Origin of the sequence: Sphingopyxis lindanitolerans (assembly GCF_002993885.1) — a bacterium.
Taxonomy (GTDB): domain Bacteria; phylum Pseudomonadota; class Alphaproteobacteria; order Sphingomonadales; family Sphingomonadaceae; genus Sphingopyxis; species Sphingopyxis lindanitolerans.
Window position 1 is genome coordinate 102,109 of record NZ_PHFW01000004.1, and the last position, 14,257, is coordinate 116,365.

Annotated in this window: 12 protein-coding genes; 8 read left to right on the forward strand and 4 right to left on the reverse strand. The window is 62.1% G+C overall.

The genetic code is table 11. The features are described 5' to 3' along the window. Positions 1–15 precede the first annotated feature (15 nt). Genes traI through CVO77_RS20230 form a run of 6 tightly spaced genes read left to right on the forward strand, consistent with a single transcriptional unit; the run spans position 16 to position 10,589 of the window. Positions 16–2,334 carry a TraI/MobA(P) family conjugative relaxase gene (traI, locus tag CVO77_RS20205; RefSeq protein WP_006954188.1) on the forward strand — a complete coding sequence of 773 codons (2,319 nt, stop codon included), beginning with the start codon at positions 16–18 and terminating at the stop codon, positions 2,332–2,334. Between the two features lie 21 nt (positions 2,335–2,355). Then, on the forward strand, positions 2,356–4,248 hold the full coding sequence (locus CVO77_RS20210; protein WP_006954187.1) for a type IV secretory system conjugative DNA transfer family protein: 1,893 nt from the start codon (positions 2,356–2,358) through the stop codon (positions 4,246–4,248). Further along, positions 4,245–4,778 (forward strand): conjugative transfer signal peptidase TraF, encoded by a 534-nt coding sequence (gene traF / locus CVO77_RS20215; protein WP_006954186.1) that lies wholly within the window; start codon positions 4,245–4,247, stop codon positions 4,776–4,778. Before CVO77_RS20210 ends, traF begins: the two co-directional genes overlap by 4 nt. Positions 4,779–4,782: 4 nt before the next feature. Next, positions 4,783–6,963 carry a DNA topoisomerase 3 gene (locus CVO77_RS20220; protein WP_006954185.1) on the forward strand — a complete coding sequence of 727 codons (2,181 nt, stop codon included), beginning with the start codon at positions 4,783–4,785 and terminating at the stop codon, positions 6,961–6,963. Continuing rightward, the gene (locus CVO77_RS20225) at positions 6,960–7,211 is read left to right on the forward strand and encodes a hypothetical protein (RefSeq protein WP_006954184.1); all 252 of its coding nucleotides are present in this window, start codon (positions 6,960–6,962) and stop codon (positions 7,209–7,211) included. The genes CVO77_RS20220 and CVO77_RS20225 overlap by 4 nt, the downstream gene beginning before the upstream one ends. An 18-nt stretch (positions 7,212–7,229) precedes the next feature. Then, complete coding sequence (locus CVO77_RS20230; RefSeq protein WP_106000988.1) at positions 7,230–10,589, forward strand: zincin-like metallopeptidase domain-containing protein; 3,360 nt, start codon at positions 7,230–7,232, stop codon at positions 10,587–10,589. A 1-nt stretch (position 10,590) separates the two neighbouring features. Here the strand turns inward: CVO77_RS20230 and CVO77_RS20235 are convergent, their stop codons facing one another. Continuing rightward, a complete protein-coding gene (locus CVO77_RS20235; protein WP_044663218.1) occupies positions 10,591–10,992 on the reverse strand; it encodes a hypothetical protein in 402 nt (133 codons plus the stop codon). 65 nt (positions 10,993–11,057) lie between these two features. Between CVO77_RS20235 and CVO77_RS20240 the strand changes: the two genes are divergently transcribed. Beyond that, positions 11,058–11,264 carry a helix-turn-helix domain-containing protein gene (locus CVO77_RS20240; protein ID WP_238320182.1) on the forward strand — a complete coding sequence of 69 codons (207 nt, stop codon included), beginning with the start codon at positions 11,058–11,060 and terminating at the stop codon, positions 11,262–11,264. A gap of 146 nt (positions 11,265–11,410) precedes the next feature. Continuing rightward, the gene (locus CVO77_RS21455; protein WP_172668332.1) at positions 11,411–11,560 is read left to right on the forward strand and encodes a hypothetical protein; all 150 of its coding nucleotides are present in this window, start codon (positions 11,411–11,413) and stop codon (positions 11,558–11,560) included. 10 nt (positions 11,561–11,570) lie between these two features. Here CVO77_RS21455 and CVO77_RS21380 read toward each other — a convergent pair whose 3' ends face one another. From CVO77_RS21380 to CVO77_RS20250, 3 genes are all read right to left on the reverse strand, one after another. Continuing rightward, the gene (locus tag CVO77_RS21380; protein WP_158258151.1) at positions 11,571–11,813 is read right to left on the reverse strand and encodes a hypothetical protein; all 243 of its coding nucleotides are present in this window, start codon (positions 11,811–11,813) and stop codon (positions 11,571–11,573) included. Between the two features lie 139 nt (positions 11,814–11,952). Beyond that, positions 11,953–12,657 (reverse strand): DNA adenine methylase, encoded by a 705-nt coding sequence (locus CVO77_RS20245; protein WP_006954176.1) that lies wholly within the window; start codon positions 12,655–12,657, stop codon positions 11,953–11,955. 148 nt (positions 12,658–12,805) lie between these two features. Continuing rightward, a complete protein-coding gene (locus CVO77_RS20250; protein WP_106000989.1) occupies positions 12,806–13,882 on the reverse strand; it encodes a hypothetical protein in 1,077 nt (358 codons plus the stop codon). Positions 13,883–14,257: the final 375 nt, after the last annotated feature.

Here is a 14,257-nt window from a genome sequence, read left to right on the forward strand (position 1 = left end):
AAAGGGGCCGCGCCGATGATCGCAAAACACGTCCCCATGAAGGCGACTTCCAAGAGCGATTTTGGCGGGTTGGTGCGATACATCACCAGCGCGCAGGGACGTGACGAGCGCGTGGGTCTGGTGACTGTCACCAACTGCAACGGCCATACGCCAGAAGATGCTGCGCAGGACGTTATGCTTGTCCAATCCGCCAACCAGCGGGCGGCGTCGGATAAGACCTACCACTTGATTATTTCCTTCCGGCCCGGCGAGAATCCCAGCGCCGAGGTTATGCGTGACATAGAGGAGGCGGTATGCGCCGCGTTGGGCTTTGCCGAGCATCAACGGGTTAGCGCCGTCCACCACGACACCGACAACACGCATATTCATCTAGCGATCAACAAGATTCACCCTGTCCGGCACACGATCCACGCGCCGTTGCGGGATTATCAAACCCTTGCCGCTGTTTGTGAGCGGCTAGAGGTCAAGCACGGGTTAGAGCCGGATAATCATGCGGCCCGGCAGCGCGCGGGAGAAGCACGCGCGCGCGACATGGAGCAGATCGCGGGCACGGAAAGCCTGATAGGTTGGGCGCAGCGGAATTGCGCCGAGCCATTGAAGGCCGCCGCGAGTTGGGCCGAGTTGCACCAGATCGCGGCCAATTTCGGCTTGTCGGTGCAGGCGCGCGGCAACGGCCTGATATTTGCGGCGATGGACGGAACGACCGTAAAGGCCAGCTCCATCGCGCGCGAACTGTCAAAAGGGGCGCTAGAGAAACGCTTGGGAGCCTTCCAGAGCGCACAGGGAGGGGAGGGGGCACCGAAGGCCCGTCAGACCTATGAAAAGCGCCCCGTGCCCTCCCGTATCGACACCAGCGCCCTATTCTCCGCCTACCGCGAGCAGCAGGGCACACGCGCCACGCGCCGAAAGGTCGAGCTGGCCGAGGCCGCAGCCAAGCGCCGCGCGGCCATTGAACAGGTGAAGCGCATCGGGAGGACGAAGCGGGCGGCGATAAAGCTGCTAGGTGGCGGCCCGGTTGTTAAGCGCCTCAATTACGCATTGGCGGCCCGCTCCACCAAGGCCGCCATTGCCAAGATTGTCGCCGCCCACGGGCGGGAACGGGAGCGCATTGCGTCGCGCAATTCCCGGCGCGGGTGGAATGACTGGCTACAGGAGCAGGCCAAGGCAGGCGACCAGACCGCCCTTGAGGCCCTGCGCGCGCGGGAGGGGCGGCGCACAGCCCCCAATGACGCGCTGCATATAGCCGCCATGCCGACCGCAGCGCATCCCGCAGCGATCAGGCAAGACCACATCACTAAGCGCGGGACGATCATCTACCGCACCGCCAATGCAGCGGTGCGCGATGATGGCCAGCGCCTGCATGTATCGCGCGGGGCGCAGATCGAGGGCGTTGTTGCCGCCTTGCGGCTTGCGCACGAACGCTATGGCGACAGGCTGGCGATCAGCGGCAGCGATCAATTCAAGGCCCTTGTGGTGGAAGCCGCCGCCCGTTCGGCCATGCCCATCACTTTCGCGGACCCCGATCTAGAGGCCCGCCGTCAAAATATCAGGCAAGAGGAGCGTGCGCGTGACAGACAAATCATTGGACGAGGAGATAGAGGCGGCGCTGGCGTTGTTGGGCGAAACGCCGTCAATGGCGCTGGACGAGACGCCAGCGCCACAGCACCAGGTCGAAACGGGACATTCCGACCCGGAGCCGTCAGCGCCGGAGGAACCAACGCCGGAACCGGCCTTGCAGCCGGAGGAGCCAGCATCGCCGCCGTTGGAATTGGTCACGCACAGCCCGCCAGAAATGGACATTCTAGCGCCGGAGGAGCCGAGGCCCCCAGCGAGCGCGCCGTTAAGCCCAACATTGGCCGCGTTGGACGAGAGCCGCCGCCCGAAAGCCGAGGTAGTTTGCGCGACCTGTCCAAACTCGGTCTGGTTCAGCACGCCGAGCGAGGTAGCTTGCTATTGCCGCGTCATGTTCATTCAGACGTGGACGACCAAAAAGCCCGGCCAGATCGTCTTGTGCGACGGGACGACGATCGGCCGCGAATGAGCGACGATCAGGCCAGAGCAGCGGATAAATACATTGCGGAACGTAATGCGAAGCGTCACATTGGAATGGATATACCGGCGCATCGGCTGTTCACTGGCGATCATGGGCCGCTGATTTACGCCGGGACGCGACAAATCGAAGGGCAGAAATTGATACTCCTAAGAGATGGCGCTGACATGCTTGTGCTGCCCGTGGACGCGCGCAGCGCCGCCCGCGCGGGCAAGCTGGCGATTGGCGAGCCGATCGAGATTGCCAGCAACGGCACCGTCAAAAGCAAGGGGCGCAGCCGGTAACGGCCGCGAGAAGGGCAAAGCATGGCAAAGAAGCGCAATACAGCCATCGGGCCGCAAGTGCGGGAGCGCGGAAGCAAGGGCGATAATCGCCCGTTGCTGGCGGCCCTTGTGGCCGGTTCCGCCCTTGGAGGCTTATGGAGCGCAACGCAGATGTTCGCGCACCAGATGGCCTATCAGGCTACCTTGGGGCCGAACGCGGGCCATATCTATGCCCCGTGGCGTTTCCTGCAATGGTTCAGCAAATGGAGCGAGGTTCCGGCGCTGAAACCCGCCTTCGGGCAAGCCGTGGGCGTGGGCACCGTGGTTTTCGGCGTGGGCGTCCTGATAACCGCTGCTGTCAAACTGGCGAAATCGAACGCCGGGAAGGGCAATGCCTATCTGCATGGATCGGCCCGCTGGGCCGACATGGAGGACATTCGCGCGGCCAGCCTCGTTGAAAATGATGGGGTCTATATTGGCGCATATCAGGAGAAGAACGGGAAGACGGTCTATCTACGCCATTCCGGCCCGGAGCATTGCCTAACCTATGCCCCGACCCGATCGGGGAAGGGCGTGGGCCTTGTCATCCCGACGCTGCTTTCGTGGCCGCATAGCGCCGTCATCACCGATTTGAAGGGCGAGCTATGGGCGTTGACCGCCGGTTGGAGGAAGCAGCACGCCAACCAGATCGTCATGCGGTTTGAACCGGCCAGCTCGCGCGGCTCCGCCCACTGGAACCCGCTGGACGAAATCAGGGTAGGGACTGACAACGAAGTCGCAGACGTTCAGAATCTCGCTACGCTGATAGTGGACCCGGACGGGAAGGGGGTCGAAAGCCATTGGCAAAAGACCTCGCGGGCGCTTCTGGTAGGCGTGATCCTGCATGTCATCTACAAAGCCAAGCATGGCGGCAACGCGGCGACCTTGGCCGAAGTGGATGCCGTATTGGCCGATCCGGTTCGGCCCGCGCAGGAAGTTTGGGAGGAAATGCTTACGTTCGGCCATTTGCCGGGCGGCAAAAATCATCCCGTTGTCGGCAAAGCCGCACGCGCCCAGCTCAATCGCCCCGATGATGAGGGCGGATCGGTTCTATCGACCGCGCAGAGCTATCTAGAATTATATCAAGACCCGGTTGTGGCCGCGAATACCGCCACTTCCGATTTTCTCATTCGTGACCTGATGAACAGCGAGAGGCCGGTTAGCCTCTACATCATCACCCAGCCCACGGATAAGGACCGGCTGCGCCCGCTTGTCCGCGTCATGCTCAACATGATGGTGCGTATCCTCGCGCCCAAGCAGGAGTTCGAGGAGGGCCGCGTAGTTCAGAGCTACAAGCACCGCGCGCTATTTATGATTGATGAGTTTCCCAGCCTTGGGAAACTTGGAATCATTCAGGAGTCCTTGGCGTTCGCCGCAGGCTACGGCCTGAAATTCTATCTCATTTGTCAGGACACCAACCAGCTTAGGAGCCGGGAAACCGGCTATGGGCCGGATGAGCTGATAACCTCCAATGCTCATATCCAGAACGCCTATCCGCCCAACCGCGTTGAGACGGCCGAGCATCTTTCCAAACTCACCGGGCAGACCACCGTTCTTAAAGAGCAAATCACTAAAAGCACGGGACGCGGGGGCGGGGGGTTCTTTGGTGGCACCGTGTCCAAGACCGTGCAGGAAACCCAGCGCCCGCTTTTGACGCCGGATGAGTGCATGAGGATGCCGGGGCCGAAGAAGACCCCGGACGGAGATATTTCGGAAGCGGGCGACATGCTGATTTATGTCGCAGGCTATCCCATGATCTACGGCCGTCAGCCCCTCTATTTCCAAGACCCGACCTTTAGTGCCCGCGCCAAGATTCCCGCGCCGGATCGGAGCGACACGATCAGGGGCAATCAAGCGCCGAAGCCGCCCGAAGGGGGCCGGAGGATCAAACTATGAAGCGGCCGAGCTTCGCCAAGGTCAGCCGCTATGCGGTTTGTGGCGTGGCGGGGGCCATGATCGCCATGCTTGGCGCGAAGGCGGCGGGCCTTCGCTTCAACGCTACGCCGAGCATCCCGCTAGGCGTCTATCGGGCGACGGGCGGGACCGCGCAAAAGGGCGATCTTGTGGCGTTCTGTCCGCCCGCAGCGCCGCCCTTTTTGGAGGCGTTGCGTAGGCGCTACATCGAACCCGGCGACTGCCCCAGCGGAAGCTATGAAATGATGAAGCGGATTTTAGCCGCTAAAGGCGACCGCGTTCAGATTGGCGGGCAGGGCGTGCGGATCAACGGCCGCCTTGTCCCCGACAGCGCTCCGCAGCTTGCCGATGGGGCAGGGCGGGCCTTGCCCCGGCTCAATGCCGATTGGACGCTAGGCGACGGGGAAATCCTTGTCCTTGGCGATGGCGCGGCCTCTTTCGACGGCCGCTATTTCGGGCCGATCAGCGCGCGGCAAGTGACCGCCCCTATCAAACCCGTAGTGACGTGGTGACGGCATGAGCGGGGAGATCATTGTCATTGCTGAAAAGCCCGAACTCGCGCGGGCCATTGCCGAGGGCCTTGGGGGAGGGGCGCGACAAGACGGCTTCATAGATTGCGGCCGTCATTATGTGACATGGGCGATCGGCCACATGCTTGAGCTGGTGGACCCGCAAGACCCGTGGAACATGGCCGCGCTGCCGATCAGCTTCATCCCGTGGGAAAAGCGGCCCGTCGCCAAGACGAGCGCCCAGCTCCGCACGATCGGCAAACTCCTCAAATCGGCGCGGAGCGTCATTCACGCGGGCGACCCCGACGATGAGGGCCAGCTTATTGTTGACGAGATTCTGCAATGGGCCGGGAGCCGGTTGCCGGTCCAACGCCTGCTAATCAATGACAACAATCTAAAGGTTGTGCAGCGGGCCTTGGCGTCCATGCGGGATAACCGTGAATTTGCCGGGTTGTCCGCATCGGCCGAGGCGCGCAGCGTGGGCGACTTGCTCTATGGCGTGAACATGACCCGCGCCTATACCCTCGCGGCGCAGGCGCGGGGGTTTCAGGGCGTTCTTAGCGTCGGCCGCGTGCAGACCCCTATCTTGGGCCTTGTCGTCCGCCGTGACCGCGATTTTGAGGCGCACACCAAGAGCTATTATTACACGGTTTCGGGCCAGTTCAGTTTCGCCGGGCTGACCTTTCCCGCGCGCTACCAGATCGGAGAGGGCGACCCGGTTGATGAGCAGCGCCGCTTGATCGACCGCAATTTTGCGACGGCGGTAGCCGGGGCGGTGCAGGGGCAACCGGCTCGCATCGCCAGCGCCAAGACCACGGCGAAAGAGGCAGCGCCGCCGCTGCCCTACAACCTCTTGAAGCTGCAAACCGATGCCGCACGGAAATTCGGCTATAAGCCCAATCAGGTGAAGGACATTACGCAGGCGTTGCGGGAGAAGCATCGCCTTATCACCTACAACCGCAGCGACAGCGAATATTTGAGTGATGAGCAGCACGCGGACGCCCCCGGCGTGCTGGCGGCCGTCGCCGCGACGGTCCCGATGCTGGCGGCGATCGCGCAGCGCGCGGACCCGGCGATAAAAAGCCGTGCCTTCAACTCGCAGAAGGTTTCCGCGCATCACGCCATCATTCCGACCGAAGCCACGGCCGATTTTGCCGCGCTGACAGAGCCGGAGCAGCGAACCTATATGCTGATCGCGCGCGCCTATGTCGCGCAGTTCTGGCCCGCGAACCAATATGACCAGACCGAAATCGAGATAGAGGTTGCGGGTCACGCCTTTGCCGCGCGGGGCAAGGTTGTGACCAAGCCGGGTTGGACGGTTCTCTATAAGAACGATGTAGGCAATGAGGACATTGCCGAGGACGAGGACACCCTTGCGGCCGATTTGCGTTCGATCGCGTCGGGCATGGCCGGGCAATGCCTTTCCGCCAGCGCCGACCAGCAGGAAACCAAGCCCAAGCCGCTCTATACGATGGCCACGCTTTTGACCGACCTAACGCGGGTGGCCAAATATGTTCGGGACGAGCGGCTTAGGAAACTCCTGATCGAGAAGGACAAGGGGAAGGCGGGCGAGCATGGCGGAATTGGAACCCCGGCGACCCGCGACAGCATCATAGCCACGCTTTTCGATCGCGGCTTTTTGATCGAGAAGGGCAAGAATATCATCAGCTCCCCGCAGGCGCGCGGCTTCTATGACGCCTTGCCGGATCAGGCGAAATTTCCCGACATGACCGCCATTTGGCACGAACAGCAGCGCGCGATTGCCGAGGGCAAGAGCGATGCCATGACATTCGTTCGCGGACTGGCCGATTATGTCGGCCGCGAGGTCGCGCGGGTGAAAGAGCAGGGCCTTGCCATAGCGATCGACGCGCCGCCTTGCCCGTCATGTTCCAAGCCGCTGCGCCGGATCAAAGGGAGCAAGGGCTATTTTTGGTCCTGCACCGGCTATGCCGACGGCTGTAAATTCACCGCCAATGACAAGGCGGGCAAGCCGGAGCTGGTGAAGGCTCCCGCGCCCGTGCCGTCGCAGCAGCACAAATGCCAAGCGTGCGGCGCTGGCCTAGTGCGGCGTCCTTCCGCGAAAAAGAAGGGGGCCTTCTGGTGGAGTTGCAGCGCCTATCCCGGCTGCAAACAGACCTATTTCGACAACAAGGGACAGCCCGATTTCAGCAAAGGAGAACGAGCATGACGGATCAACCCAATGCGCAGGACGTGCCCACCCTTGACGAGCTGGTGACGCGCAAACTTGCCGACGCCGAGACTCCCGGCGCGGTTGTGGAGTTCGACCCGGAGGAGGCGGAGCGGGCGGGGGCCTTTGTTGAGGATGCCATGAGCGAGGCCGACGCGCGCGAGGCCGAGGAAGGGCTTGATGGTGACGCGGAGCCGATCGCCACGGGACGCGGCGAATTGATCGCGGCAGCGCGCAACGCCGACTAATCGGGAGGAGGCGAGGATATGGCCGAGGGCAAGATACCTTTTCACCAGCGCGTTGCCGACAAGCTGATAGAGCAGTTGAAGCAGGGCACCGCCCCTTGGCAAAAGCCTTGGGAGGCGACGGGCAGCAGCGGGTTGCCGTTCAACCCCACCACGGGGAAACGCTATCGCGGCGTCAATGTCCTCAATCTCATGTCCGAGGGCCGGGCTGATAATCGCTGGCTGACATACAAGCAGGCCGCAGCCCAAGGCGCACAGGTGCGGAAGGGCGAGAAAGGCTCCCTTGTCCAATACTGGCAGTTCGAGGAGGAGCGGGTAGTTCGGGACGAGAGCGGTAAGCCCGTTCTGGATGCCGAGGGTCGCCAGAGGAAAGAGAAGGTCGAGCTTGAGCGGCCCCGTGCGTTTTATGCCGTGGTGTTCAACGCCGAGCAGATCGACGGGCTTGCCCCGATCGTCACCACTACGCACGAATGGAATCCGGTGGAGCGGGCCGAGGCCATCTTGCGGGCGTCGGGCGCGAAAATCACCGAGGAAGCGGGCGACCGCGCCTATTATCGGCCTTCGACCGACAGCATCACCTTGCCGTTGCGGAGCCAGTTTCCGAGCGCGGATCGGTTCTACGCCACGGCGCTGCACGAGCTGGGGCACTGGACTGGCCACCCCAACCGCCTTGACCGGGATTTGGCGCACCCGTTCGGTTCGGAAGGCTATGCCCGCGAAGAATTGCGGGCCGAGATTGCGAGCCTCATAACCGGGCAGGAATTGCAGATCGGCCACGACCCGGAGCAGCACGCGGCCTATGTCGGATCATGGATCAAAGTCCTTGAGGAAGACCCGCTTGAGATTGTCCGTGCCGCATCGGACGCCGAGAAGATTCACACCTATGTTCTGGCGCTGGAACAAAAACAGGTTCAGCAGGTCGAGCAGGCACACGACCATACGCAATATTTCGTCAGCAACGAAAATACGCTTTGCTATCAGCAGCCGGGCATGGCGATGTTGGGCGTTCTTGCCAGCAATATAGACGGGCGCAACCCGATTAACGGGCCATTCTATGCCAGTCCGCTAGATCAAATCCGGCCTGCCACGCGCGAGGATTTTGACAGGTTCCGCGTTACTCTACCGCCAGACTTCCAGCAGGCGCAGGAGTATCGCCAGAATGATCTTGATGAGGGCGATCGGCTTGCGGTCGCGGACATGGCCAAGACTGTTCAAGCCTATGAGGAGTGGCAGAACGGCCCCCATTTCGAGGGGAACGAGGAAGCGGACCTAGTAATATCCGACGACCTCAATATGGAGCTGGACGAGCGTATAAAGGCCGCCTTCGCCAGACCGGGGCTTGCGGCGGCGCTCAATGCCTCCGGGTTTACGGTCGAGCGGCTGACAGACCATAGCGGCGACAGATGGGCCGCCGCAGCCGGGGCCGTTGCCGCCATAGGCGATCCTATACCGGAGCCGCAGCAGCACTATTCCGACCGCACTTTGCGCGCGCTGATCGACAAGCACGGTTGGGAGCCGGTTGATAGTGGCGGGCCGATGCACACCGTTCGACGGCAATTTGAGGGCGTCGGGCCGATCGGCACGATGATAACCCCGAACGGCGAGCGAAACCTTATGGCGGGCTATTCCGCAGATAGCGAACGCCGCCGCTATATCGCCTTGTCGCTTGGGCCGAACCAGATCACCGATTTTGACGGCCGCGACCAGAACCCGGAGGACGTTGCCCGCCTTGTCAATTTGAAGGCCGAGCAATATGCCGATGAGCGCCGCGAGCGGCAGGGCTTGGCCCCTCTCTATGCGGTCAATTCGCCGCCCTTGGGCATCGCCGCGACCGACCAGCGGGACGCCGCGCCAGAGCCTTCCACCCGCACATATCTTGCGGTCCCCTATCGGGAAAAGGACGAGGCGAAAGCCTTGGGCGCGAAATGGGATAAGGCCGAAAAGTCGTGGTATGTTCCGGCAGGCGCTAATGTCGAGCCGTTCCAGAAATGGCTTTCAAGCGCCGTAGAGGCACCCGCAGGAGATCTAGGCCAATCGCTCCCCGGCGAGCGCGCGCAGCGCCCCACGGCCCCGGAGCAGCCGCAGGAAGGGCAAACGATGCACGAAACCCCGCGACAGGCACGCGAATATCTGGCGGTGCCTTATGGCGAACGAACCCTTGCCAAAGCCAACGGCGCGAAATGGGATGCCGCTCGCAAGAGCTGGTATGCGCCGGAGGGCGCGGACCCGGAGAAGCTGGCGCGCTGGAAAATAGACAATCAGCCGCGCCAGAAGGAGGCGAAAAGCCCGGAGGTCGAATTTGCCGACGCGATGAAATCTCTTGGCCTTGAGGTTCCCGCAGGGCACCCGATGATGGACGGCAAGACCCACCGCGTTCCGGCACAGGGCGATGGAAAGGGCGAGGCGGCGGGTTTCTATGTCGCCTTCACCGATGGCCACCCAGCGGGCTACATCAAGAACAACCGTTCGGGGCTGGATATGCGATGGAAAAGCACCGGCTACACGTTGAGCGAGGAGGAAAAGGCCCGGTTGAACGCCGAGGCCGCCACCAAGCGAGAGGAGCGCGAGCGGGAGCGGGCGGCGACATATGATGCGACGGCCGAGCGCGTGCAGCAGCGCGCCGCGCAATGCCGTCAGATCGAGCAGGCAACGCCCTACATGGAGAGGAAGGGTATTGCGCCGACGATCGGCGCGCTCGCCAGCGCCAGCGATACTACAATCCACCTTCCGGCGATCGACACCAGCGGCAAGCACTGGACGACGCAATATATTCAGGAAGACGGCACGAAGCGTTTTGCGAAGGAGAGCCACAAGGAAAGCTGTTTCCATGTGGTCAACGGGGGCGTGACGCCGCAGGCCGCACTAGCCGCGCTCGACAAGGCCCCGCGCATTATGATTGGCGAAGGCTACGCGACGATGGCGACCGTCTCTAGCGTGGTGGACCATGCGACCGTCGCGGCGTTCGATTCCGGCAACCTCCCCGCCGTCGCAGCCGCGTTGCGCGAGCGTTACCCCGACAAGCCGATTTTCATCATGGGCGAGGACGATCAGCGCGTCTTGGAGAAATTCGGCTACAATCCCGGCAAGGAGAAGGCGACCCAAGCGGCGCAGGCCGTGAACGGCGTTCCGGTCTTCCCGACCTTCGCCCCCGGCGAGCAGCAGGCCGACCCGGCACGCTTCACCGACTTCAACGACTTGCAGCAGAACAGCCGCTTGGGCCGTGAAGGCGTGGTGCGCCAGATCAGGGCGGCGATCGAGAACCCGCGTCAGCAGGAGCGGGAGGCTCCCCGGATCGAGCTGGACGACGAACGCGAAAGGAAGCGTTCCGGGCCGGTTATCGGAGACGATCGACCGGCCCAGCGCCGCAGCGTTCGACGCTAGATCAAGCGGAAACCAGCTTCCTAGAATAGTCGAGGGAACGGAGCGCGGTTTTGAGATGGAAGGCGGTTATGTCGTCGTCCATCTCCACCGCGATAACGAGGCTTTCCCGCGCGAGGTCTATAGCGTGGAGGAGGCCGCGATATTGTTCATCGCTCAGGTCCGTGTCTCGCATTGTTCTCGCAGTTCGCGGGGCCTCCGCTTCATCCACGGTCAGGGTGACAGGCTCCCGATCGTCATGGCCTTCGGCCTCTAGCTCGCTAATGTAATGCAGCGAATGGAGCGCGTGTTTCAGTTGAAAGGCTGATAGATCGTCGCCCAGCTCCGCCGCGATAGCGAGGCTTTCGCGCGTGAGGGCTATAGCATGTTGGAGGCGGTGATATTGTTCGTCGTTCAAGTCCATCATCACCCGACTCCGAAGCAGGTTCCAGAATGGCAATATACCTACGTTTGGACGATATGGCGCACCCGTTGAGCAAATTATTCGGGAAGCGGTTGAGGGCGCGGAGGCAGGCCCTCAAAATGTCGCAAGCGATGCTGCATGAGCAAACCGGCGTCACGGCCTCCTACATTTCGTTTATCGAGAACGGGAAGGCCAATCCGACCTTGGATGTTATGGCGCAGCTCGCGGACGCGATCGGTTGCCCTGTCTCGGAAATGTTGGCCGCTGAAGCATAGTCGCCGCTGTCTATGCGCTGCAGCATAGCCGCCCGCGTCTATGTCGCCGGTGGCATAGACGTTCCCGTCTATGATGTTGGCCGGTGAAGCCCCTTGCTGGCTTAGGAGGTTGCAGCATCGAGCCGGAGCCGTAATCATCCGGTGCCATGAAGGACTGGCCCGATCCGAACGACGATTCCGGCAGCGACTTGCTTATCCACATCGAGTTTTGGGGATTGCTGGCGCTTACCGGGCTTGCCTTCCTCGCGGGCGTTGGGCCGCCGATCGTCCGCTTTGTCCGTTCAGTCATCGGATAGGCGCGCACGCCTATGATGCTGTCCCGTGGCGGGGAACAATGTAGGCCCATATGCCGCCTTGGCTCGCCCACGCTGGATGCGAATAATTATAGGCCATCATGGCGAGCGTGAACAGCAGCAGCAGAAGCGCCGACAAATCGCCGCGCGAAAAGGGCCTGTTGTTATCGCCGTTCATCGCCTCTTTTGACACAGGAGCGGTAATCGGACCCTTGCCCGCCTTGGTTAAATGTTGGTGGACGAGCTGGCGGCGCAAAAAGATGGACCCGACAGCTAATGCAGCCGGGTCCAGTGAAAGAACCTAAATGATCGAGAAAGGTTCTTCGGGTCGCAGGGCTGATCTAGGATGCTTTGGTTAATCATTTCACAACGGCAACGAGTGCGGCGCTGGCCTGCTATGAGTCCACTTCCAGCAGCGCGGCGAGGATCGCAATTCGCTCGCCCGCAGGCAGCTCGCTAAACATGCGTTTCCAACGTGCCGCCTTGCGCTTGATCCTCTGGCGATCGGTGAAATCCACCCCGGCATGTGTGGCCCAATGCGCCGCGTCGGGCGCATAGTTCATCCATAGACATTCGGTGCGCGGCCCGCCTCGCGTCATGGCCTGATAGGACAGGACGCGCCAGCGCGGCGCGGGCAGCAGCTCGCTATACAGGGACGAGGGATAGCCTGAAATCATCACCGAGGCGGGCAGCGCATCGAGGACGGCCAGCAGTTCCCTATGGTCCGCTTCCGTATAGTCATAGCGGTAGCGCGTGCCCGGATGGGAGCGCGTGGCGAGGACATAGGGCGGATCAGCATAGATCAGCACGCGCCCAGCGGCCGAAAAGTCGAAATCGCGCAGGAAGGCGAGGCAATCGACGTTGTAGGTTTCGACGGCCGCGCCATCGAACGCGCTCGATTCCTCTGCCGCGATCGAGCCGAAGCACTCAAAGGTAGCCGGATCAATTTCGAGGCCGATCGAGCGGGCAGCGGGAGGCTTGCGCCGGAGGACGATGCCGGAGCCTAGATGCGTCTCAATGTAGGTATCGTGCGGCGGCATATTGGCAATCACAGCCTGATATGCGCCCGAAACCTGTTTCGAGCCGAGATAGCCGGTCATGGCACCTACTGGAAAAGAAGGAGCAGGCGGGGGAAGCGTCCCCCTGCGATCGGGCCGCCCAGCGTCCCGCTCGACCCCCACAGCAAGGGGCCAGCCCCTCGCAACGCTCCCCGGCTAACACCAAACGGAAGGTTCGGGCTGGGGGCGTTCATCTGGAACGCCGGGGCGACGGCGGCTTAGGCAGGCCGTGGCCGATTTCGTTGGATTTGGTTTTGCCGTCGCCTTCGCTCTGGCCTGTCTTGAGGGCGTCGGAGAGTCCGGCGAGCGAGCTTCCCCGCGCCGCGTTCAGGAGAGACGTTCGGCCACTTTCCGGCGTAGCTTTTCGTCCGTCGCCATGTGCGAGGCTCCCACCAACATCAGGGCCTCCAATCGCGTAAAGTTGCCCGTGGGGAGACTGTCCTTTGAATTGGAGGGCGCAATCGGCGCTGACGCGGCCGAGCTGGTTGAGCCGGTCGAACTCTCTTTCAAGCCTTTCTTGGACAGGTCCATTTTCCAATTCCTTCTGCCAGATATTTACACCGTCCATGCCTTCTAGGCGATGAACATTCGCACGATCGCGCACGTCATGGACCGCAACCGAAATCTGATCGCCAAAGCGACCTAGAAGGGCCTCTAGGCCGTCAGGCGTGCCTTCCTGAATACGCACCATCACGGCCGCGCTCGCGCCCCTGCCTAGCTCCTCAAAGCGTTGGAACGTGTGCGCAAGCGCCTCCTCTGGCCGAGGCAGCACCGCTATTACCCCGACTCTGCATCCGGCGCTCAATGCCTGTTCGACCTTGGCGATGCTCGCTTGCGGATCGACAAGCTGGCCCTCAAAGATCGCGCGCACGTCACGGCCGAGCCGGTTTCCTTCATGCAGCGCCGCATACTGGATTTCAGAGGTTTTCCCGGCCCCCGGCATCCCGGTTACGAACAGCACCAGGTTGCGGGCCGGATCGGAGCTATCGGCTACTACGCGCCGGTATTGTTCGGCCGCCAGAACGGCCGCGGCATTGTGGACGGGCGCGTTGTATCGGCCGCGGGCCTCTCTTGAGGCGGTATATTCGGGAAGCAGCTCCTTCATGGCGTCCGCACAGACGTAGCGCCCTCCGAAAGTGCCGGGTCGGGCCGCATAGTCTGTCAGGAACCGTTCGGGCGCAGCTTGCACGGCATCGACCACGCGCCGTTGCACGTCCGCGCGATCGGCGTCCGCGAACTCCAATACCCTGATAGGTTCCAATGCCATCCCGCTTCCTCTGTCAGATCCGGCATAGACGCAGGCGTCTATGAGAACCAGAACTATTTGTTGGAGCGTGGTCTAGCACGAATATAAGAAAGCCCGACACAGGGCCGGGCTTTCGCACTTTCGGATACAACGGCGGGTTGTGCGCGACCCGAAAGCAGAGTTGTTGCAGAACCGTATCGGGCAGGCACGGCGCTGGCAAGGCGAAGGAGCTGCGCCCGCGCGATATGCCCAGCCTTTATCGTCGGCAGGCTGTTAATCATGGTGTGCAACGGAAACTTACCATTCATCGTGCAGCGCAAGATTCATGGATAGCGATCCCGGAGAAGCGCGAAGGCTGCACGCGGTTGAGAACCGCGCAATGGCGCGCCGCATTGA

Bases quoted from the DNA above. Each gene is read 5' to 3' on its own strand.
- traI (WP_006954188.1), top strand. From the start codon at position 16: ATGATCGCAAAACACGTCCCCATGAAGGCGACTTCCAAGAGCGATTTT.
- CVO77_RS20210 (WP_006954187.1), top strand. From the start codon at position 2,356: ATGGCAAAGAAGCGCAATACAGCCATCGGGCCGCAAGTGCGGGAGCGC.
- traF (WP_006954186.1), top strand. From the start codon at position 4,245: ATGAAGCGGCCGAGCTTCGCCAAGGTCAGCCGCTATGCGGTTTGTGGC.
- CVO77_RS20220 (WP_006954185.1), top strand. From the start codon at position 4,783: ATGAGCGGGGAGATCATTGTCATTGCTGAAAAGCCCGAACTCGCGCGG.
- CVO77_RS20225 (WP_006954184.1), top strand. From the start codon at position 6,960: ATGACGGATCAACCCAATGCGCAGGACGTGCCCACCCTTGACGAGCTG.
- CVO77_RS20230 (WP_106000988.1), top strand. From the start codon at position 7,230: ATGGCCGAGGGCAAGATACCTTTTCACCAGCGCGTTGCCGACAAGCTG.
- CVO77_RS20235 (WP_044663218.1), bottom strand. From the start codon at position 10,992: ATGATGGACTTGAACGACGAACAATATCACCGCCTCCAACATGCTATA.
- CVO77_RS21455 (WP_172668332.1), top strand. From the start codon at position 11,411: ATGAAGGACTGGCCCGATCCGAACGACGATTCCGGCAGCGACTTGCTT.
- CVO77_RS20245 (WP_006954176.1), bottom strand. From the start codon at position 12,657: ATGACCGGCTATCTCGGCTCGAAACAGGTTTCGGGCGCATATCAGGCT.
- CVO77_RS20250 (WP_106000989.1), bottom strand. From the start codon at position 13,882: ATGGCATTGGAACCTATCAGGGTATTGGAGTTCGCGGACGCCGATCGC.